The sequence below is a fragment of the Petrocella sp. FN5 genome (assembly GCF_029210395.1).
Classification (GTDB): domain Bacteria; phylum Bacillota; class Clostridia; order Lachnospirales; family Vallitaleaceae; genus Petrocella.
Genome location: NZ_JARGDP010000016.1, coordinates 1 through 20,955, shown reverse-complemented (window position 1 = coordinate 20,955; position 20,955 = coordinate 1). Strand labels below are relative to the sequence as shown.

General features: G+C 37.9%; 17 protein-coding genes. All 17 read left to right on the top strand.

Going from position 1 to position 20,955, the window contains the following annotated elements; genetic code table 11:
• Nucleotides 1-39: 39 nt before the first annotated feature.
• The 17 genes from P0N36_RS06230 to purD all read left to right on the top strand — a co-directional run bounded on the left by P0N36_RS06230 (nucleotide 40) and on the right by purD (nucleotide 20,784).
• Nucleotides 40-2,943 (top strand): insulinase family protein, encoded by a 2,904-nt coding sequence (locus P0N36_RS06230; RefSeq protein WP_275841981.1) that lies wholly within the window; start codon nucleotides 40-42, stop codon nucleotides 2,941-2,943.
• Nucleotides 2,944-2,970: 27 nt separating this feature from the next.
• Nucleotides 2,971-5,055 (top strand): aminopeptidase, encoded by a 2,085-nt coding sequence (locus P0N36_RS06225; protein ID WP_275841980.1) that lies wholly within the window; start codon nucleotides 2,971-2,973, stop codon nucleotides 5,053-5,055.
• 41 nt (nucleotides 5,056-5,096) lie between these two features.
• A complete protein-coding gene (locus tag P0N36_RS06220; protein ID WP_275841979.1) occupies nucleotides 5,097-5,732 on the top strand; it encodes a hypothetical protein in 636 nt (211 codons plus the stop codon).
• Nucleotides 5,733-6,063: 331 nt separating this feature from the next.
• Nucleotides 6,064-7,119 (top strand): TRAP transporter substrate-binding protein, encoded by a 1,056-nt coding sequence (locus P0N36_RS06215; RefSeq protein WP_275841978.1) that lies wholly within the window; start codon nucleotides 6,064-6,066, stop codon nucleotides 7,117-7,119.
• A 70-nt stretch (nucleotides 7,120-7,189) separates the two neighbouring features.
• On the top strand, nucleotides 7,190-7,687 hold the full coding sequence (locus P0N36_RS06210; RefSeq protein ID WP_275841977.1) for a TRAP transporter small permease: 498 nt from the start codon (nucleotides 7,190-7,192) through the stop codon (nucleotides 7,685-7,687).
• Nucleotides 7,687-8,967: a TRAP transporter large permease gene (locus tag P0N36_RS06205; RefSeq protein WP_275841976.1), complete on the top strand. Its 1,281-nt coding sequence runs from the start codon at nucleotides 7,687-7,689 to the stop codon at nucleotides 8,965-8,967. The genes P0N36_RS06210 and P0N36_RS06205 overlap by 1 nt, the downstream gene beginning before the upstream one ends.
• A 127-nt stretch (nucleotides 8,968-9,094) precedes the next feature.
• Complete coding sequence (locus tag P0N36_RS06200) at nucleotides 9,095-9,811, top strand: GntR family transcriptional regulator (RefSeq protein ID WP_275841975.1); 717 nt, start codon at nucleotides 9,095-9,097, stop codon at nucleotides 9,809-9,811.
• A gap of 64 nt (nucleotides 9,812-9,875) precedes the next feature.
• The gene (locus P0N36_RS06195; protein ID WP_275841974.1) at nucleotides 9,876-10,895 is read left to right on the top strand and encodes an alcohol dehydrogenase catalytic domain-containing protein; all 1,020 of its coding nucleotides are present in this window, start codon (nucleotides 9,876-9,878) and stop codon (nucleotides 10,893-10,895) included.
• A gap of 31 nt (nucleotides 10,896-10,926) precedes the next feature.
• Nucleotides 10,927-12,003, top strand: a complete 1,077-nt coding sequence (gene uxuA / locus P0N36_RS06190) for a mannonate dehydratase (RefSeq protein WP_275841973.1) — start codon at nucleotides 10,927-10,929, stop codon at nucleotides 12,001-12,003.
• A complete protein-coding gene (locus P0N36_RS06185; protein WP_275841972.1) occupies nucleotides 12,004-13,611 on the top strand; it encodes a mannitol dehydrogenase family protein in 1,608 nt (535 codons plus the stop codon). It abuts the gene before it with no gap.
• A gap of 353 nt (nucleotides 13,612-13,964) precedes the next feature.
• Nucleotides 13,965-15,113: a 5-(carboxyamino)imidazole ribonucleotide synthase gene (locus tag P0N36_RS06180; protein ID WP_275841971.1), complete on the top strand. Its 1,149-nt coding sequence runs from the start codon at nucleotides 13,965-13,967 to the stop codon at nucleotides 15,111-15,113.
• A gap of 9 nt (nucleotides 15,114-15,122) precedes the next feature.
• Nucleotides 15,123-15,638, top strand: a complete 516-nt coding sequence (purE, locus tag P0N36_RS06175) for a 5-(carboxyamino)imidazole ribonucleotide mutase (RefSeq protein ID WP_275841970.1) — start codon at nucleotides 15,123-15,125, stop codon at nucleotides 15,636-15,638.
• A gap of 53 nt (nucleotides 15,639-15,691) precedes the next feature.
• Complete coding sequence (gene purC / locus P0N36_RS06170; RefSeq protein WP_275841969.1) at nucleotides 15,692-16,408, top strand: phosphoribosylaminoimidazolesuccinocarboxamide synthase; 717 nt, start codon at nucleotides 15,692-15,694, stop codon at nucleotides 16,406-16,408.
• A 32-nt stretch (nucleotides 16,409-16,440) separates the two neighbouring features.
• Complete coding sequence (gene purF / locus P0N36_RS06165) at nucleotides 16,441-17,844, top strand: amidophosphoribosyltransferase (protein ID WP_275841968.1); 1,404 nt, start codon at nucleotides 16,441-16,443, stop codon at nucleotides 17,842-17,844.
• Nucleotides 17,841-18,860: a phosphoribosylformylglycinamidine cyclo-ligase gene (gene purM, locus P0N36_RS06160; RefSeq protein ID WP_275842008.1), complete on the top strand. Its 1,020-nt coding sequence runs from the start codon at nucleotides 17,841-17,843 to the stop codon at nucleotides 18,858-18,860. The genes purF and purM overlap by 4 nt, the downstream gene beginning before the upstream one ends.
• Nucleotides 18,854-19,486, top strand: a complete 633-nt coding sequence (gene purN / locus P0N36_RS06155) for a phosphoribosylglycinamide formyltransferase (protein WP_275841967.1) — start codon at nucleotides 18,854-18,856, stop codon at nucleotides 19,484-19,486. The genes purM and purN overlap by 7 nt, the downstream gene beginning before the upstream one ends.
• A gap of 38 nt (nucleotides 19,487-19,524) precedes the next feature.
• A complete protein-coding gene (gene purD / locus P0N36_RS06150) occupies nucleotides 19,525-20,784 on the top strand; it encodes a phosphoribosylamine--glycine ligase (RefSeq protein WP_275841966.1) in 1,260 nt (419 codons plus the stop codon).
• Nucleotides 20,785-20,955: the final 171 nt, after the last annotated feature.

The window sequence follows — 20,955 nt, the reverse complement described above, 5'->3', positions numbered from 1 at the left end:
AAATCAAGATAATGACTAAAGATAACAAGGAGGCAGTATATGGAATACAAACATTATAAAATCATAAAAGAAGAAAAAATAGAGGCATTAAATGGCCTGGGATTATTATTAGAACATGAAAAAAGTGGTGCCAGAATCATGGTGGTAAAAAATGATGATGAAAATAAAACCTTTAACATCATATTTAGAACACCCCCTAAGGATGATACAGGTTTACCCCATATTCTAGAACACTCTGTACTGTGTGGTTCACGGAAATACCCAGTCAAAGACCCTTTTGTTGAGTTGGCAAAAGGGTCACTTAACACTTTTCTAAACGCCATGACATACCCCGATAAAACCATGTATCCCGTTGCCAGTTGCAACAATCAGGATTTTAGAAATCTTGTGGATGTATATATGGATGCGGTACTTTATCCAAATATCTATAAGGATCCTCGTATTTTGCAACAAGAAGGTTGGCACTATGAACTGGAAGCAATAGAAGGCGACGTGACTTATAACGGTGTGGTTTATAATGAAATGAAAGGTGCCTCCTCCAACCCGGAACAGGTCCTTTTTAGACAGATACAAACCGCGCTTTTCCCCAACCATCCTTATGGTTATGATTCAGGTGGCGAACCGGATGCCATTACAGATTTAACTCAAGAACAGTTTTTGGATTTTCATAGAACTTACTATCATCCCAGTAACAGCTATATATTTTTCTATGGTGACTTAGATGTAACAGAACAGTTGTCCTGGTTGAATGAAGCCTATCTAAATGACTTCGAAAAAATTGAAGTAGACTCTGAGTTGGTCAAAGTTGAGCCTTTTAAAACAAGAAATCACGTAACAAAATCCTATGCCGTGGGACAAGATGCCAATACGGACAAGAGGTCTTATTTAAGTTACAACGTTGCTTTTGACAAACCGGAGAGCCATTGTGAGAACCTTGGGCTAGAAGTAATGGAACATCTTCTAATAGATGCACCGGGAGCACCTCTTAAGGAAGCATTACTAAAGTTGAATATTGCAGAAGATATCTTTGGAAGTTATGACAGTGGCCTTAGACAACCAACCTTTAGTATCATTGCAAAAAACACCAATGTAGAACATGAGGCACTTTTTGTGGCGACCATTGAAAGTGTACTTGGAAAGATTGCAAGAGAAGGTTTCTCAAGAAAAAAAGTTGAAGCCGCTATTAATTATTTTGAGTTTAAAGTAAGAGAAGCAGACTTCGGCCAATACCCAAAAGGGGTCATTTATTCAATAAAAGCCTTGGATACGTGGTTATATGATGGAGATCCATTTGTTAATTTTGCTTATGACGAAGCCTTTGAACAGCTTAGACAAGGTGTGAAAAACGGCTGTTTTACAGGTCTTATTTCTACCTATTTATTAAATAATCCACATACGGCACTGCTCAGACTCGTTCCGGATGCCCAGATGTTGGCAAATAAAGAAAAACAACTGAAGGATAAACTTCATGCCTTTGGAAGTAGTTTAACCCATGAAGATAAGTTGGCCCTAATAGAAGAGACCCAATCTCTTAAAAAACATCAAGCAGAACCGAATTCAAGAGAAGATTTAGAGAAAATACCATTATTAGATTTATCGGACATTAAAAAAGAAGCATCTCCTATAGAATACGAAGTTATAAAAGAAGAGAATCAAGAATGGGTTCTTCATAAGACTTTCACCAATAACATTGTATACATGCGCTTATTGTTTGACTTTTCACCCCTGACTTTTGAGGAGTTGCCTTATGTCAGCTTGCTTACAAAGCTTTTGATGCGTATGGATACACAGCAACATACCTACTCAGACTTATCAGATGAGATTAACATTCATACAGGTGGTATAAACGCAGACACCAATGTATACGGTATGAACAATGAACCGGATACATGTCAGACTAAGTTTGAAATGAAGTTCAAATGCTTAAGCGAAAAAATGGAGGAAACCCTAGCTTTGGTCAAAGAGGTACTGACTGAGTCCGTCTTTACAGATTTGAATCGTTTGAAGGACTTGATTTTAGAAAACAAGTCCAGACTGAGTACATCCTTAACCAGTGGTGGGCATACAGTTAGCATTAATCGCTGTTCAAGCTACTTTAACATCAGTGCATTTTACAAAGAAGCCCTAGATGGCATTACTTATTATGAGTTTCTTGACAAGCTTGTGTCTGAAAATCAGTATGAGGAAGTGGCAAGAAAGCTAGAAGTGATTCTAAATAAGATCACCCATAGGGAAAATCTACATATTTTAGTGAATACTGAAGAAAGACTTGTAGCACCTGTAAAAGAAAAGCTTCAAGAACTAATCACAGTATTTCCCCAAAAAGCCATAACATACGAAGCCACATTACCAATCACTTTTGAAGTCTTGAATGAAGGTTTCAAAACAGCCAGCAAGGTGCAATACTGTGCATTAGCCGGTGATTATGTAAAAGAAGGTTATCTTTACAATGGTCATATGAAGGTATTACAAACGATTATGAGCTTGGATTATATGTGGAAAGAAGTCAGAGTAAAAGGTGGGGCTTATGGTGGATTTGCCGGTTTTAGAAGAAATGGCCTATTTTTCCTAGGTTCTTATAGAGATCCTAACTTGAATAAGACTTACGCAATATATAGGGCCTTGCCAGACTATATAAAAAATCTGAATTTAGATAAAAGAGAACTTGTAAAATACATTATCGGCACCATGAGCAATGTGGATGTACCATTAACACCACAAATGAAGGGTGAAAGGGCTTTGGGATTGTATTTGGCAAATGTTACTGTAGAAGATGAGCAAAGAGAACGGGATGAAATACTGACAACAACCCTAGAAGATCTAAGGGCACTCGGTCAATTGATTGAAAAAGTCATCCGACAAGATTACTACTGCGTCATTGGAAACGAAAATACAGTTGAAGAAGAAAAAGATATGTTTGTTACACTTAAGACCTTGAACTAGTATTGTGGCAATAGAAAGAGAGTAAATATGAGACCAACTAATAAGTTATATACAGCCTCTAATACAGAGGTCAAAGAGCGGTATGAGATTTCAAAAAAGGCTATAGCAGATTGTCTCATAGAGATTGGAAGCCAACAAAACAAGAATAACTACCATCGATATTTTAAGAAGGTGGGCAGTTTTATGATGGCGATGATGGCTCACAACGAAGCCATCAAAATGCCTACATATTACGAAGATAAGGATTTTGATACGCTGCTACAAATCAATCATGACCTTTATGCAGATATTAGCAGCGCTCATTATGCCACCAGCTTTGTTAACCCTACTTATGCCTGTGCTGTTTTCGGCTTAGAGATGGGAAGGTTCTTGTCAGGTTTTAACTTTATAATCCGTCAATTTGTAGGATTTGCTTATGAAGACAGACGTTATGATATGATGGTTTACAATGAACTCTTTTTAAGGCTATATGAGCGCATTTTGCTAAAAAAGGAGGAAGAAGTTAAAACATTGAGTTTGATGATGAGAGATCATTTGCTTAACCATGCAAGTGTTCTAGAAGAGCATTATTGGATAAGACTTGTATCACCGGAGTTTGACACTTACGCTCACATCATAAGGGATTACAACCATGAAGACTTAAGGTATCTCTTTAGATATGGTATGTATGTAGGGACCAATGAAATCGAGAGCGCTAAGCAGATCCTTAGTATGGAGGAAGAAAAAATCGACTTGATTGCAAATACTTTTTCAGAAGCCTTTATGCGTGGGTATCAAAGGGAAAAAAAAATATTTGATCACAAGAAAAGCATACTTCTCACTTATCATCTAGGGTTTGAAAGAATAATAAAAAAAGCCAGCGATAACTTTAAAAAGCTAGGGCTAAAACCAATCGTACAGTATGAGCTAAAGGGCGCACAGAGACCGAGACTGTGTAATACTAAACCCAATGAACAAATGGAATACGACCATCGATTCAGTAATGCCATATACATGGATGGGGTTTACTTAGACGCTATTTATAAGATCAAAAAAGACATCTTTGAAAAATACAAAGAAAAAGCTCGGGTTTATGCTGGCTTGGCTTTGATGGAAGTTTTTGGCAATTTGCCTTTTGAACCGAAGAACCATGAAGCCAACATGACCTATGATAAAAAAATGACGGAGCTCGTAAGTAAGCACACAGTAGCGGTAAAAAACCTTCAGGGTAAGTATTTGCCGGGTTCTTCCTATAGTTTTACCATTAATGATTATCCCTTACCAAGTATTGGTAAGGATTACAAGGCTATTTTTGAGGCGACCATAAAAGTCAATACTTTAGATCCAAAAATGTATGAAGATATCCAACAGGCAATCATTGATGCTTTAGATCAGACAGAGTATGTGGTGGTTAAAGGGGCAGGTCAGAACAGGACCGATATGAAAGTTCAGTTAATGCCCTTAGCAGACCCTAAAACACAGACCAAATTTGATAATTGCACAGCAGATGTGAATGTACCCGTAGGAGAAGTCTATACAACACCGGTCCTGTCAGGCACAGAAGGTTTGCTCCATGTAAAAGACATATATCTAACGGGATTAAGGTACAAAGATCTAAAATTGTGGTTTAAAGAGGGCATGGTGGTCAAATATGCCTGTAAGAATTTTGAAACAAAAGAGGAAAACCTGAAATACATTGAAGAGACCCTTCTATATCCCCATACCACATTACCACTTGGGGAATTTGCCATTGGGACCAATACGGTGGCTTATATGATGGCTAAGAAATATAATATTCACGCCTTATTGCCCATTCTTATCGGTGAAAAAGCCGGACCACACTTTGCTATAGGCGATACCTGTTTTGTATGGGGGGAAGACCAACAAGTCTACAATCCGGATGGAAAAGAGATGATCGCCAGGGAAAATGAAAAAACTAAGCTTAGAAATACAAAAGTAGAGGAGGCCTATACTTATCGCCATACGGATATTACCATACCCTATGATGAGTTGGATACCATCATTGGATATACGAATGACGGTATCGCTTATCCCATCATCCAAGGTGGTCGTTTTGTGCTAAAAGGCACAGAAGCCCTAAATCAACCCTTCGATGATAAAGATCATGTGTAAGAAAGAATGCATCAAGAAGAGCGGTTTTTGTAGGAGGAACTATGACTTGGAAAACAATGAGCAAATCGGAGAAAATTGACCATGTTTGGGCATATTATAAAGTGCATATTTTATTGAGCATAGCGGTGATTCTAATACTAGGTTCACTTGTGAACAACTACTGGTTAAATCCGGCACCGGACATCGTCATGGACATCACCATAAGGACAAAAAGTCATGATGTGGTTTATGCCAGACAGCTAGAAGACACTTTGAACCATCAGATTATGAACACAGCAGAGAATGAAGCCTTAATGATAGAGTTCCTAGAGATTAACCCTGAGATTAATCCAACGACAACCATGACCAGTGAAGCAAGATTCATGGGAAAATCATCGGTCAAAGCTTTAGACATTCTTGTAGTCGATGAAGAGAATAAAGAGTATCTTGTGGAAAACAAGTTTTTTATATCTTTAGAAGAGATGAGAGATGTGTCAGAGGGTGCTGACCTAGTTGAGCGTTTAGAGGTATTAGGTGCTAAGGGTATAGATGGAAAATTCATAGTGTCATTGGATTATTTCCCCAGGTTACGTCCTTTAATACAAGAAGAAGATGAAACGTATTATGTTGGTGTATATGCCCTAAGCAGTCATAAAGAAGATATTATTAGAGTATTAAACTATTTAATAGAAGAGTAATGAATTAATAAAAGCAGTGACTGAAGATGAAGATCTGAGGTTGCTGTTTTTTTTCATATGGAGTGTACTCATGTAGAAAATGCATAGATAGTTATAGCTTAGATTATATTTACTGACATGTAAGACTATGAATATAAGAAAAATAGCTATTGTCGTTGAATGTGTAGTGGTTATTGTACAACAAGAAGAATTAATTGGAAATAAAGTTGTTGACAATGTATAACTATGGTGATAGTATACTAGTATACTAATAAATTAGTATGTAACATGATGCGGATTATACATGCAATGTAAAAGGAGGATTTTTAAAATGGCATTAGGAGGAAGTGGAATGAAAATGAAAAATTTTATTGTTATGCTAGTTGTGGTATCATTATTAGTATCATTGTTTGTTGGGTGTTCATCTGATAAGGCGACTACGGAACCATCTGAATCAGTAAGTACAGAGACAGAAGTTGAAACCGATGAGGCTATGGATGACACAGTTTACAGCTTCAAATTTGGACATGCGGCTGACGAGAATAATACTTGGCATAAAGGCGCTATGAAATTTGCTGAAGAAGTTGAAGCGCAATCTAACGGAAGAATAAAAATTGAAGTATATGCTAACGAACAATTAGGTAATGAAATTGATAACGTTACGGCTATTCAAGCGGGCACAGCAGATATGGTATTGTCTGGTGAGTCACTTCAAAACTGGGCAAATCTTGTAGGGGTTATGTCAACACCATATCTTATTAAAGATTCAGAGCATATGAATGCTGTAATAAATGGAGAGCCGGGAAAAATACTAGAAGAGGCAATTTTAAATCAGGCTGGATTAAAAGTACTAACTTATTTTGAAAGAGGCCCGAGAATGCTTACATCAAATAAGCCTATAAATGACATTAACGACTTACAAGGCTTGAATTTAAGATTACCGAATGTACCACTTTTTATTGAAGTTTGGAATGCATGGGGAGCAAGACCTGTACCAATGGCATTCTCAGAAGTTTTTACTTCCTTACAACAAAATGTTATTGAAGCACAAGATAACCCATTAGCACTAATGTACAGTGGTGGATTCTATGAAGTTCAGAAATATATCAATAAAACAGAACATGTTCGTGGTTGGATTTATATGTTGATTGGTGTAGATCAATGGAACGAACTACCAGAGGATCTACAAGCAGTTATGATGGATGCGGCTCAGGTTGCACATGATTATGAGTACCAGTTGTTCACGGAAGGTGAAGAAGCGACTTTAAACATACTCCTAGAAGAAAAAGGCTTAGAGTTTATAGAAACAGATACTACAGAAATGGTACGTGTTGCTGAAGAATACTATGAAGAGAATTTATCACCAGATCTGTTTGAACTCTATACATTAATCAAGAATACCAAGTAGTTTATTTAGTATTAATATCCAAGTCTTCTTGGATATTAATACTAAACTCTAAGGAATGTGAGGAATAGCTATGAAAAGAAATAGCATACTAAATAAAATCCACCATATTTTGGAGATTATATCTATCGTTGCATTTATTGCACTTATAGTAGTAGTCACACTACAAATAATTGGAAGAACACCACTGATGAATAAGCCTTACCATTGGACTGAAGAGTTAACGAGAATGATTTTTATCTTCCTGATTTCTATTTCATCAATTACTGCTGTGCTTCATAATGAATTTGTTGCAGTAGATGTTGTTCCATCATTGTTTAAAGGAAGAAGAAAACTTATATATGAAGCATCTGTTCATTTTGTAGTAGGTGGATTTCTTCTCTATTTAATACCAGCTGCTAATAAATTTACGCAACTTGGAGGTAGACAATTATCAGCCGGGTTGAGAGTCAATATGATGTACATACACTCATTTGTTTTTATTTGTATCGTTGGTATGGGTATTGCTAATGTATATATAGCAATCAGGAAAATAAGTGCATTTAAAAAATACAAGGAGGATGTTGCTTAATGAATGTATTGGTTATTGTATTATTTGTTTCTTTTATCTTTTCTCTAATGGTAGGCATACCAGTTGCTTATTCATTAGGTTTATCTTCTTTTATTTACTTGTTACTGGCGGGAATAGATTTATTTGCATTACCACAAAAAATCTATGGTGGCATGGATTCTTTTGTATTATTGGCTATACCGGGATTTGTATTAGCAGGCAATCTTATGAATGTAGGCGGTATTACACAGAAAATTGTAGATTTTGGAGATAAACTATTTGGACATATTCGTGGTGGAATGGGATTTGCTAACATCGGCTCATCCATGATTTTTGCTGGAATATCAGGAACAGCGGTTGCTGACACTGCTTCTATTGGAGGCGTTATGATTCCTGCAATGAAAAAATCAGGATATGATTCAGACTATGCTTGCGCTATAACAGCAGCAAGCTCTACCATTGGACCAATTATTCCACCGAGTATACCAATGATTATTGCAGGAACACTTACAGGAATTTCTGTAGGTAAGTTGTTTATTGCAGGTATGATTCCGGGGATATTGATTGGAGTATTTCAAATGGTAATTAATGGGTATATGGCTAAAAAACGTAATTATCCTAAAGGTAATATAGCTTCACTTGGCGAAATGTTCAAATCATTTAGATCCGCATTTTGGGCGCTATTGATGACTGTAATTATTTTGTTCGGTATTTTAGGTGGTATTTTTACACCTACAGAAGCAGCAATCATTGCTGTACTCTACGCACTCTGTGTTGGTATATTTGTGTATAAAGAATTAAAAATCAGCATGATTCCAAAACTTCTAGCAGAATCTGCAAGATCATCTGCAAGTATATTGGTACTTGTTGGATTTGCAAATGTATTCGCTTGGATTCTAGCTAGTGAAAAGATACCTCAAATGATTGCAGATGGCATGCTATCATTGACTACAAATAAAATTCTTGTAATTTTGTTGATAAATCTTCTGTTGATTTTCGTTGGTATGTTTATGGAAACGATATCTGCAATTGTTATTTTGTTTCCAGTACTATTGGTTGTATCAAGATCAATCGGTATGCCTGATATTCAATTTGCAGTGATGGCCGTATTAAACTTGATTATTGGACTTGTTACGCCACCTGTGGGTGTATGTTTATTTGTAGCTGCAAAAATCGGGGATATTTCTTTGATAAGGATATCAAAAGCTATTTTACCTTTTCTATTTGCAAATCTTATAGTACTCTTTCTTGTAGCTTTTTATGAACCGATTACATTATGGCTTCCGAGTTTCATTAAGTAGTATAAATGTTGCAAGAAAGTAATGGTATGAAATACTGCCTATTATAATTTAGCATATCTATAGATTAATCAATAAAAAAATGATAATCTAAAAGGCGATAATAAAAATATTTTGAGGAGATGAATCTATGGAAGTTGTTGAAAGGTATCAAGGAGAATCAGCCCGAGAATATGCATTGAGAATATTAAGAAGCAATATTATATCGATGAAATTGAAGCCTGGAAGCATTGTTAGCGAAAATGAAATAGCTTTGAACATGGGTCTAAGTAGAACGCCGGTGAGAGAAGCTTTAATTGAACTTAGTAAAGCACAAATTGTTGAGATATATCCGCAAAAAGGAAGTGTAATTTCATTAATTGATACAGAACTGGTTGAAGAAGCACGTTTTTTAAGACTGATTATTGAACCGGAAATCGTAAGGCTGGCTTGTAATCTAGCCACCGAAAAAGATATTTTTGATTTGAAGGAGAATGTAAGGCTTCAAGAGTTTTATTTGGAACATCCGGACCCTGATAGGTTATTAGAGTTAGATGATGCTTTTCATAAGAAGTTGTTTACAATATGTAAAAAAGAACGTTCTTATTCAATGATTAAAGGATTTATGATTCATTATGATAGATTTAGAAATCTAAGTCTGGTAACAATAAAAGACTTAAAAATTGTCAGTGACCATAAAGCGATTCTAGAGGCTATTATTGAACATAATGAAGAAGCGGCCAAAGCATCTATTTGTAAGCACTTGAATAGATTTGAAATTGATAAGCAGATGATGAGAGAGCTTTATCCTGAATATTTTAAAGAAAATAAACATGAACAATCGATAGTCAAAGAAGTAGTTAAGTAGAACATAATCCGGTTATTTGAGAAAATGACTATAAGGCAATAGAAAGAAATAGAAAGGAATCAATATGAAAGCAGCGATGGTTAATGAACCACTGAACATGGAAATAGTAGAAATGGACCAACCTACTTTGGAGTCAAATACAGAAGTAATAGTAAAAATTATGGCTGCAGGCATATGTGGGTCTGATGTTCATATCTATCACGGAACAAGTCCGGTAGCGACCTACCCTAGGGTCCTAGGACATGAAATTGTAGGCGTCGTTGATGAAGTTGGAAGTCAAGTGGATCAGTTAAAAATAGGTGACCGAGTTATAATTGACCAAGTCATGAATTGTGGTGAATGTTATGCCTGTAAAATGGGTAGAGGCAATGTATGTCATACATTAAAGGTGCGAGGTGTACACGTTCATGGTGGGTACAGAGAATATATCAATGTGGATCAAAGCAGTTGCTATATTTTGCCTGAGAAAATAGCGTATACGGATGCCGTCATGATTGAGCCTGCAACGATAGCGGTACAATGTCTGCACCGTGCAGAGCTAGCAAAAGAAGATACCCTATTAATAATGGGTGCCGGAGCACTAGGAAGCAGTATCTTGAAAGTTGCACGTTTATCAGGCGCTAAGATTATCGTAGCAGACATTTTTGATGATAAATTGGAAGAGGCTCTGGCATCAGGCGCAGATTATGTTGTCAATGTAGGGAATGATGAAGCCGAGAAAAGGATTCGAGAAATTACAGATGGTTATGGTGTAACAGTCTCAGTGGATGCAGCTTGTACCAAAGATACACTTCCATTTTTGCTGAATGTAACCGGTAATGCAGGACGGGTTATTACCATGGGTTTTTCTGAAGAGAAAACAGAAGTCACTCAATTAAGAATCACAGCTAAAGAATTGGACGTAAGAGGATCTAGATTACAGAACAAAAGATTTCAAGAAGTACTGGATCGTATTGAAGCGGATCAACTTGATTTAACAGGCGCTGTTTCACATGTATATAAATTTGCAGATATTCAGAAAGCCTTTGATTTAATAGATAGTGGTGATACAAGTATTAGAAAAGTTGTTGTCAGTTTTGAGTGAAATGTAATTCGAAAAAGTTAGGAGAATGAAAATGCAAATGACATGGCGTTGGTATGGAAAAGGCAACGACTCCATTACCTTAGATCAAATAAAGCAGATACCGGGTGTTGAAGGTATCGTGTGGTCCCTCCACCAAAAAGCTGCCGGTGAAACATGGGAAATGGCAGAAATACAAGAAACAACAGATTACATCAAATCAAAAGGCTTTAATGCGGATATCGTTGAAAGCGTTAATGTTCATGATGATATTAAGCTTGGGCTTCCAAGTCGCGATCGCTATATTGAGATCTATATTGATACAATTAAGAAGCTGGCAAAAGCAGGTGTTAAAGTGATATGTTATAACTTCATGCCTGTATTTGATTGGACACGAACAGATCTATATAGGGCTTTGCCAGATGGATCAAATGCATTGTTTTATGAGAAAAATGCCATTACAGATGATCCCAAAGACATGGTGAATAGAATCCTTGGAAATACAGGGAATTTTACGATGCCAGGTTGGGAACCTGAAAGAATGGCGAAGCTGGATGAACTGTTTAAGGCTTATGAAGGTATGAAAGAAGAACAACTCTTTGATAATCTAAAATACTTTCTAGAAAAAATCATACCTGTTTGTGAGGCCCATGATGTAAAAATGGCCATTCACCCGGATGATCCGCCATGGCCTATTTTTGGTCTTCCTAGAATCATCAGAGATCGAGACCACATTAAAACATTTTTAGAATTAGTAGATAGTCCTTATAATGGGTTGACACTATGTACAGGATCTTTAGGACCGAACTTATTAAATAAGATTCCTGATATCATTCGTGAATTTAGTAATCGAATTCACTTTGCCCATATTCGTAACGTAAAAGTATTTGAGAATGGAGACTTTATAGAAGTATCCCATCGTGGTAAAGATGGTAACGTAGATATATATGAGGTACTTAAAGCCTATCATGATCATGGGTTTGAAGGCTATATTCGTCCGGATCATGGTCGTCATTTATGGGGAGAGGAAAAGACCTGTCGACCCGGATACGGCCTATACGATCGTGCACTAGGCGTGATGTATATGTTAGGTATCATAGACAGTCTTGACAAAAGAAAAGGTGGTAACTAAATGTTACAATTAAGCAATGAAGGTTTAATGAATAAAGAAGCTTGGAAAGAAAAAGATATCGAACTGCCTTTATATGACAGAGACAAAATTACTCAAAATACGCAAAAAAATCCAACATGGATACATTTTGGCGCAGGAAATATTTTCAGGGGTTTTATCGCCAATGCCTATCAGAAAGTTCTAAACAATAATAAGGCGGATACAGGTATAATTGCAGTCGAATCTTTTGATTATGAGGTCGTGGATAAAGTATATACGCCCTATGATAATCTCTCCCTTTTAGTATTGATGAAGGCGGATGGAAGCTTTGAGAAAACCGTTGTTGGTAGTATAGTAGAAAGCCTAACAACAGATCAAGTAAGAAAAGCAGATCAGGAACGTTTACGAGAAATTATTAAGGCAAAAAGCTTACAAATGGTCAGCTTCACCATAACAGAAAAGGGCTATGCTCTAAAAAATCCTCAAGGTAGGTTTCTTGACATTGTATTACAGGACTTTGAGAAAGGCCCACAAGAAGTCTATCATACCATGAGTATTATTGCAGCTTTGATGTATACAAGATATAAAGAAGGTGCCTATCCTATAACCCTTGTGAGTATGGACAATTGCTCCCATAATGGCGATATCCTAAAAGAGGCTGTCATCACCATGGGCAAAGAATGGCATAAAAGAGGATTTGTTGAAGAAGGGTTTGTCACTTATTTAGAAGATCAAAATAAAGTAGCCTATCCATTTACAATGATTGATAAGATCACGCCAAGGCCATCAAAAGTTGTTCAAGAGAAGCTGGAAGAATTTGGTATAGAAAATTTGGAACCGATTGTAACTTCGAAAAATTCCTATATGGCACCTTTTGTTAACGCAGAAATCAGTGAATATCTGGTTATTGAGGATATTTTTACAAATGGCAGACCGGAACTTGAAGGTGCTGGTGTCATTTTTACTGACAGAGAGACCGTTAATCGAATTGAGACGATGAAGGTTACAACGTGTCTAAATCCTTTGCACACGGGACTTGCTGTGTCCGGTTGTCTCTTAGGCTATACCTTAATAGCGGATGAAATGAATAATCCGGTACTAAAACGTTTTGTGGAAAAAATCGGCTATGACGAAGGACTGAAAGTCGTTGTAGATCCGGGTATTATCAATCCAAAAGAATTTTTAGATGAAGTGGTATATGAACGTTTCATGAATCCCTATATTCCGGATTCACCACAACGTATCGCAACAGATACATCTCAAAAAGTGGGTATTCGATTCGGAGAAACCATCAAATCTTACATGAAAAATGAAACTTTAAATGCCAAGGATTTAGTAGCAATTCCATTGGCACTTGCACTATGGTGTCGATACCTATTGGGCGTGGATGACCAAGGTATGCCCTTTGAAATCAGTTCGGATCCTCTTTTGGAGATGTTGAAAAATGAATTAAAAGAAGTTGCTCTTGGAAGTAAAGATATAGTCATAACAGGTATTCTTAGTAATAAAAACATTTTTGGTGTAGATCTTTATGAAGCAGGGTTGGCTGATAAGATACAAAAAATGTTTAATGAGCTTATTGAAGGACCTGGTGCTGTTCTAAAGACAATGGAAAAATACTGTATGTAAATTAAAGAAACTTAGTTTAGAGGCTTTAACCATGGTTAAAGTGTCAAAACTATATGAAAGTCGGCTGTGATGTCCTATCATCATAACCGACTTTTTTGTAGTAAAAAAAGAGCTTTAACCGGTTTGGAACAATAAATAATACATACATGTATGTCATGACGTAATTTTACACAAAACAAATCCGAATATTTAAGAGGATTAGTATATAAATGTTCGGTAAAACAGTTGACGAATGATGGTTTTCTCTGTAGAATAGCATTAAAAGGACGTGTGAAGTGGGCTGAATGTCATTTTATCTGAACTTTATGTGTTTGAAAGCCTTATGACGGTATGACAGAAAAAGAGGTTATAACATGAGTGAGCTTAAGAGAATAGGTATAATAGGCGGCGGACAACTTGGCAAGATGATGATTCTGGATGGGAAGAGATACGGATATTATATCGTGACCTTAGACCCAACAAAGGATTGTCCATCCCATGCCATATCAGATGAGCATATTATTGCGGCGTTTGATGATGTGGATGCCATTCGTGAATTGGCAAACAAGGTGGATGTCATCACCTATGAATTTGAACATATTCATGTAGAGATTCTAAAAGAATTAGAAAAAGAAGGGCATGCCATTTACCCTACGCCTGAAAGTTTGGCCATTATTCAAAATAAATTTAGCCAGAAAAAAACTTTACTTGAAAATGGGGTGCCTGTACCGGATTTTCATCAGGTTAAAGAGATATCCGATATACACCGCATTGGTAAAAGCTTTGGTTATCCTATGATGCTAAAAAGCTGTACAGGCGGCTATGATGGCAAAGGTAATTTTTTAATAAAAAATGCAGAAGAAGTTCAAACAGCTTATGAACAACTGGGAAGTGGAAAACGCCCTCTTATGATTGAAAGATTCGTTAATTTTGATAAAGAAATCTCTGTATTGGCTTGTAGGGGCATAGACGGGGATCTGGCCGTATATCCTGTTGGTGAAAACAAACACATAAACAGCATTTTAGATGAAACGGCAGTACCGGCCAACTTATCAGATAAGGCCACAAAGAAAGCAATGGCAATGGCTACCGAGGTCATGAATATATTTCATGGTGTGGGTATGTTTTGCGTTGAATTATTTGTAACCAAAGATGAAAAACTCTATGTGAATGAAGTGGCACCAAGACCTCATAATTCAGGGCACTACACTATAGAAGCCTGCTTAACCTCTCAATTTGAAAACCATATTAGAGCCATAGCAGGGTTGCCTCTGGGTGATGTAACACTTAGAACACCGGTGGTCATGAAAAACCTGTTAGGAGAAGCCACAGGGACTAGTAAAGTCCTTGGTTTAAGCAAAGCCTGTCAGGTATCAAAATCAAAAGTGCATCTCTATGGCAAAAAAGAGGTAAAGCTACATCGAAAAATGGGACATATAACAGCAATTGGTTCAACGGTTGAAGAAGCAAGAGCAGCAGCAGAATTGGCCTTTTCAAAAATCAAAATTATAAAGGAAGAATAGGAGATATGTATGCAAGCTTTAATTGGAATTATTATGGGAAGTGATTCAGACCTTCCTGTTATGTCAGAAGCGGCAAAAGTACTAGATGCCTTGAAGATACCTTATGAACTTACCATCGTTTCAGCCCATAGGACGCCGGAACGCATGTATACCTATGGAAAAGAGGCAAAAAATAAAGGTCTGAAAGTTATTATTGCAGGTGCAGGTGGGGCAGCCCATCTACCGGGCATGGTAGCAGCCTTAACCACGGTACCGGTTATTGGGGTTCCGGTTAAGACCAGCAGTCTAAGTGGAATTGATTCTCTATACTCAATTGTCCAGATGCCACCAGGCATACCCGTTGCAACCGTGGCCATTAATGGTGCAAAAAATGCCGGACTTTTAGCAGGTCAAATATTAGGTAGCTTTGATGAAGGAATTCACACAAGCGTCGAGGCCTATAAGAAGTCTCTAGAAACAATGGTAGAGGAAAAAGCAAGTCAAATAGAAGCAATAGGATACGAAGCCTATCTTGAAAAGATGTAGGATCCAAATTGAAACATGACCACAATCATCTTTTGACAACACGGAGGAAATCAATGGAAAAAAAAGCACTTTTATACGAAGGTAAGGCGAAAAAAGTCTATATAACCGATGAAGCAAACAAGTTAATTGTATCCTATAAAGATGATGCAACAGCCTTTAATGGTGCCAAAAAAGGTGTCATCGAAGCGAAGGGGATTGTCAATAACCGTTTGTCCAATTTCTTTATGAAAATGTTAGAGACAAAAGGAATTCCTACCCACTTTATAGAAGAGTTAAGTGACAGAGAAACAGTTGTAAAAAAAGTGACCATCATCCCATTAGAGGTGATTGTAAGAAATTTTGCGGCCGGTTCATTAAGTAAAAGATTAGGCCTTGAAGAAGGTATGAGGTTGAACAAGACAGTGCTGGAATACTCCTATAAAAACGATGAACTTGGGGACCCAATGATTAATAATTACCATATTTTTGCACTGGATATCGCAACGAAAGAAGAATTAGATTTGATTGAGGCCTATGCTTTTAGAATCAACGAAGCCCTAACAGCCCATTTAAAAGATGTAAATATTGAGCTCATTGATTTTAAGATTGAGTTTGGAAAAACCTCTAAAGGTCAAATTATACTGGCTGACGAAATATCGCCGGACACTTGCCGTTTCTGGGATGCCACCACCAACAAAAAACTAGACAAAGATAGATTTAGAAGAAACCTTGGGGATGTAGAAGATGCTTATCAAGAAGTCATGAACCGTTTACTGGCTCAAGACAACTAGACAACTGATCAAAGGACAACTCGGAGGAAATTATGTGGCAGGATAAATTAAAAGAAGAATGTGGTGTATTTGGGGTGTACAATAACAATGAATTCGACACTTCAAGAATGGTCTATTATGGCTTATTTGCGTTACAGCATAGAGGACAAGAAAGTGCAGGCATAGCCATTAATAACAATGGCACCATTGTATATAGAAAAGAAATGGGTATGGTAGCGGACATATTTGATGACAATGTACTTGATTATCTAAATGGTCATTCGGGTATTGGCCATGTCAGGTACTCTACCACCGGATCAAGTTTGGTGGAAAACGCCCAACCCCTCGTCATCAAATATACCAAAGGTCATATGGCTTTAGCACATAACGGCAACTTGACGAATGCAGATACTTTACGTAAGGAACTGGAAGTGAAAGGTACTATATTTCAAACAACAACAGACTCGGAAGTCATAGCGGCCTTGTTATCCAGAGCAAGAATTAAATACAACTCAATAGAAGAAGCACTGGTTGAAGTCATGTCCATCATCAAAGGTGCCTATGCTCTTGTCATTATGACCCCTCATAAACTCATTGCAGCAAGAGATCCTTTTGGTATGCGTCCTTTGGTGTTTGGGAAAAAAGAAGACTCTTTTATATTCTCTTCTGAATCCTGTGCTTTTGACGCATTAGGTGTTGACTTAGTAAGAGATGTGGACCCAGGAGAGATTATTGTCATCAGTAAAGAAAAGGGACTGGAGTCCATTCAAACCAATAAGAAAAAGCAATCGGCTATGTGTAGTTTTGAATATATCTATTTTGCAAGACCGGATTCGGTGATTGAGTCATTGGAGGTCTATGAAGCACGATTTAGAGCGGGGAAAGTCCTCTTTGAAGAGTATCCTGTTGAAGCGGATGTCGTTGTTGGGGTACCGGACTCCGGACTAGGTGCAGCCCATGGCTTTGCGGCAGCATCCGGGATACCTCTTGTAGATGGTTTTATGAAAAATCGCTATGTGGGAAGAACTTTTATCGCTCCAAGTCAAGGGCTTAGGGAATTGGCCGTACATTTGAAACTAAATCCCATAAGAAGTCAGATCGAAGGGAAAAGGGTCATTATGATTGATGATTCTATTGTTAGGGGTACAACCAGCAGAAGAATTGTGAATTTACTGCGTGAAGCTGGTGCAAAAGAGGTTCATGTTAGAGTCAGTTCTCCGCCGGTAAAATATTCTTGTTATTTTGGCATTGATACACCGGAAAGAGAGAATTTGATTGCTAGCACCCACAGTTTGGATGAAATCAGAGACCTTATTTGTGCAGATAGTGTAGGTTATATCAGTAGAGAAGGTTTATTATCAACATTTGAGGGTGCCGGATGTGAATTCTGTACCGGTTGTTTTACTGGCGATTATCCTGTAGAGATTGTAGATGAGGAGGCAAAAAGATGTCAATAGATTATAAGTCGGCAGGTGTAGATGTGGAAGCAGGCTACAAGGCAGTTGAATTAATGAAAGCACATGTTAAAACCACCATGCGTGAAGAAGTGGTAACGGATTTAGGTGGATTTGGCGGACTTTTTTCCTTAGCCAAGCATAAGATGGAAGAGCCAATATTGGTTTCTGGTACGGACGGTGTCGGAACAAAGTTGAAGATCGCTTTTGAATTGGATCGACATGACACCATCGGTATCGACGCTGTCGCCATGTGCGTTAATGATATAATATGTGCCGGAGCAGAACCCTTATTCTTTTTAGATTATATTGCCTGTGGCAAAAATATACCTGAAAAAATAGCGACCATCGTGGGCGGGATTGCTGAGGGTTGTCGACAATCAGGTGCAGCTTTAATAGGAGGAGAGACAGCGGAAATGCCGGGATTTTATCCGGAAAATGAATACGATTTGGCCGGATTTTCTGTTGGTATCGTGGATAAAAAAGATGTGATTGATGGTAAGGATATAAAAGAAGGGGATGTATTACTCGGTCTACCTTCATCGGGTATTCATAGTAATGGGTATTCCTTGGTCAGAAAACTTTTTAATCCGACGAGGGAAAAGCTGGCTCTTGAAGTAGCCGGTCTTGATACCAATCTTGGAGAAGCCCTTCTTGTACCAACAAAAATATATGTCAAGATGATTAAAGCGCTAAAAGAAGCGGTTAAAATAAAAGCCATCAGCCATATAACCGGTGGTGGATTCATTGAAAACATACCAAGAATGTTACCCAAGGATTGTTATGCAAAGATTCAACTGGGTACTTGGCCGGTGCATCCAATCTTTAATGTTATGCAAGCCTTAGGAGATATCAAACAGGAAGCCATGTACAACACCTTTAATATGGGGATTGGTATGATTGTGGCTCTAGCACCAAGTGAGGTGGATCAGGCGACTAAGGCCCTTGAGTCTATAGGTGAAAAAGCATATGTAATAGGAGAAGTCAAACAAGGTCAATCAGGAGTGGAATTATGCTAAAAGTCGGCATATTAGTATCAGGTGGCGGCACCAATCTACAAGCCATTATTGATCGTATCGAGAATCAAGAAATAAAAAACGCGAAAATTGTAACCGTCGTAAGTAATAGGAAAAAAGCCTATGCTCTAGAAAGAGCTAAGAAGCATGGTCTATCAACCTCTTGGATAAGCCCAATAACATATGAAACGAGAGAAGATTTTGATCAAGCATTAATCAATCATTTTCAAGCATTAGAAGTGGATTTGGTGGTACTGGCAGGCTATTTAGTTGTACTTGGCAGTCGGTTCATTAACGCCTATAGGAACAGAATCATTAATGTGCATCCATCACTTTTACCGGCGTTCTCTGGCGACGGCTTCTATGGTCTCAGGGTCCACGAAGCGGCTCTTGACAGAGGGGTTAAAGTATCAGGTGCTACCATACACTTCGTGGATGAGGGTACAGATACTGGTCCCATTGTTGCTCAAAAAACAGTTGAGGTCTTAGAAACAGATACACCGGAAACACTACAAAAGCGAATTATGGAAGAAGCGGAGTGGCAGTTGTTACCGGAAGTCATTAACCAAATCGCTAGGGGCCAGTTGGAAGTTATTCATGGTAAAGTGTTTCAAAAGAAAAGTGTTTAGTAAAGGTATCTAATATTGTATGAAGGATTGGAGTTAAGATGAAAGTACTTGTTATCGGTGGTGGCGGCCGTGAACATGCCATTATATGGAAACTTGCACAGAGTAAGAAAGTGACTAAAATCTATTGTGCCCCAGGCAATGCAGGCATCATGGAAATGGCAGACTGTGTGAATATAGCAGCGACAGATGTAGAAGGGCTTCTTGACTTTGCACTTAAAGAAGCCATCGATTTGACTGTCGTGGGGATGGATGACCCATTGATGCTGGGTGTTGTAGATCGCTTTGAGTCTAATGGCTTACGTATTTTTGGTCCAAGAAAAAATGCTGCCATACTTGAAGGCAGTAAAGTTTTTGCTAAAGACTTAATGAAAAAATACAATATTCCAACAGCCGGTTATGAAGTTTTTGATGACCCAAATCAGGCAAAAGCCTATCTGAAAACATGTGCATACCCAACAGTTCTAAAAGCAGATGGACTGGCCCTTGGTAAAGGTGTTTTGATATGTGAGACCCAAGAGGAAGCTTTAGCTGGTGTGGATGAGATTATGGTGGCCCAAAAGTTTGGTGATGCCGGAAAAGTTATGGTGGTAGAAGAGTTCATGACCGGACCGGAGGTTTCTGTGTTATCATTTTGTGATGGGGAACATGTTCTACCGATGGTGAGTGCACAAGATCACAAGCGTGCTTTTGACAAGGATCAAGGACCAAACACAGGTGGTATGGGTACATTTTCTCCTAGTCAGTATTACACAAAGGAAATGCATGAAATAGCGGTAAAAACCATATTTGAGCCCAGTTTAAGAGCTATGAAGGCAGAAGGAAGGCCTTTTATGGGTATTATATTCTTTGGCTTGATGTTAACACCACAGGGTATTAAGGTATTGGAATACAACGCAAGATTTGGAGATCCGGAAGCACAGGTTGTATTACCAAAGCTAAAAACGGATTTATTTGATGTTTTCCAAGCGGCCATTGATGGCCGATTAGATGAGATTGAGCTAAAGTGGGATAGTAGAGCTACTGTATGTGTTGTTATGGCGTCTGGAGGCTACCCTATAGCCTATGAGAAGGGTTACACCATTACCGGTTTAGAAGAACAAAAAAAGAAAGACGATGTTGTCGTCTTTCATGCCGGAACAAAAAAAGAGGGTGACCGAGTTGTTACAAATGGCGGTCGTGTACTTGGTGTGACAGCATTTGGGGAATCTATGGAAGAGGCTAGAAAAACTGCCTATGGAGCGGTAGCTGAAATAGAATTTGAGAATAAACAATATCGAAGCGATATCGGCATCAAATAAAGCGTATTTTCAGTTCTATGACTAGTATCAATAGAATGGGCTGTGGAGGAATATGAATATGCCATTCGCCCATTCAAATATATCTCTGTTTTCAACCTTCTCAGCTAGAAGTCTTTTTTCATTTGACTCTAATTGAATATCATGGAGAATCATTATTCTATAGTAAAGTTT

Excerpts from the sequence above, each read along its gene's own strand:
- uxuA (WP_275841973.1), top strand. The coding sequence starts at position 10,927 with ATGCAAATGACATGGCGTTGGTATGGAAAAGGCAACGACTCCATTACC.
- purN (WP_275841967.1), top strand. The coding sequence starts at position 18,854 with ATGCTAAAAGTCGGCATATTAGTATCAGGTGGCGGCACCAATCTACAA.
- P0N36_RS06185 (WP_275841972.1), top strand. The coding sequence starts at position 12,004 with ATGTTACAATTAAGCAATGAAGGTTTAATGAATAAAGAAGCTTGGAAA.
- P0N36_RS06210 (WP_275841977.1), top strand. The coding sequence starts at position 7,190 with ATGAAAAGAAATAGCATACTAAATAAAATCCACCATATTTTGGAGATT.
- purD (WP_275841966.1), top strand. The coding sequence starts at position 19,525 with ATGAAAGTACTTGTTATCGGTGGTGGCGGCCGTGAACATGCCATTATA.
- purF (WP_275841968.1), top strand. The coding sequence starts at position 16,441 with ATGTGGCAGGATAAATTAAAAGAAGAATGTGGTGTATTTGGGGTGTAC.
- P0N36_RS06230 (WP_275841981.1), top strand. The coding sequence starts at position 40 with ATGGAATACAAACATTATAAAATCATAAAAGAAGAAAAAATAGAGGCA.
- P0N36_RS06180 (WP_275841971.1), top strand. The coding sequence starts at position 13,965 with ATGAGTGAGCTTAAGAGAATAGGTATAATAGGCGGCGGACAACTTGGC.
- P0N36_RS06205 (WP_275841976.1), top strand. The coding sequence starts at position 7,687 with ATGAATGTATTGGTTATTGTATTATTTGTTTCTTTTATCTTTTCTCTA.
- P0N36_RS06220 (WP_275841979.1), top strand. The coding sequence starts at position 5,097 with ATGACTTGGAAAACAATGAGCAAATCGGAGAAAATTGACCATGTTTGG.
- P0N36_RS06195 (WP_275841974.1), top strand. The coding sequence starts at position 9,876 with ATGAAAGCAGCGATGGTTAATGAACCACTGAACATGGAAATAGTAGAA.
- P0N36_RS06225 (WP_275841980.1), top strand. The coding sequence starts at position 2,971 with ATGAGACCAACTAATAAGTTATATACAGCCTCTAATACAGAGGTCAAA.
- P0N36_RS06215 (WP_275841978.1), top strand. The coding sequence starts at position 6,064 with ATGAAAATGAAAAATTTTATTGTTATGCTAGTTGTGGTATCATTATTA.
- purC (WP_275841969.1), top strand. The coding sequence starts at position 15,692 with ATGGAAAAAAAAGCACTTTTATACGAAGGTAAGGCGAAAAAAGTCTAT.
- purE (WP_275841970.1), top strand. The coding sequence starts at position 15,123 with ATGCAAGCTTTAATTGGAATTATTATGGGAAGTGATTCAGACCTTCCT.
- P0N36_RS06200 (WP_275841975.1), top strand. The coding sequence starts at position 9,095 with ATGGAAGTTGTTGAAAGGTATCAAGGAGAATCAGCCCGAGAATATGCA.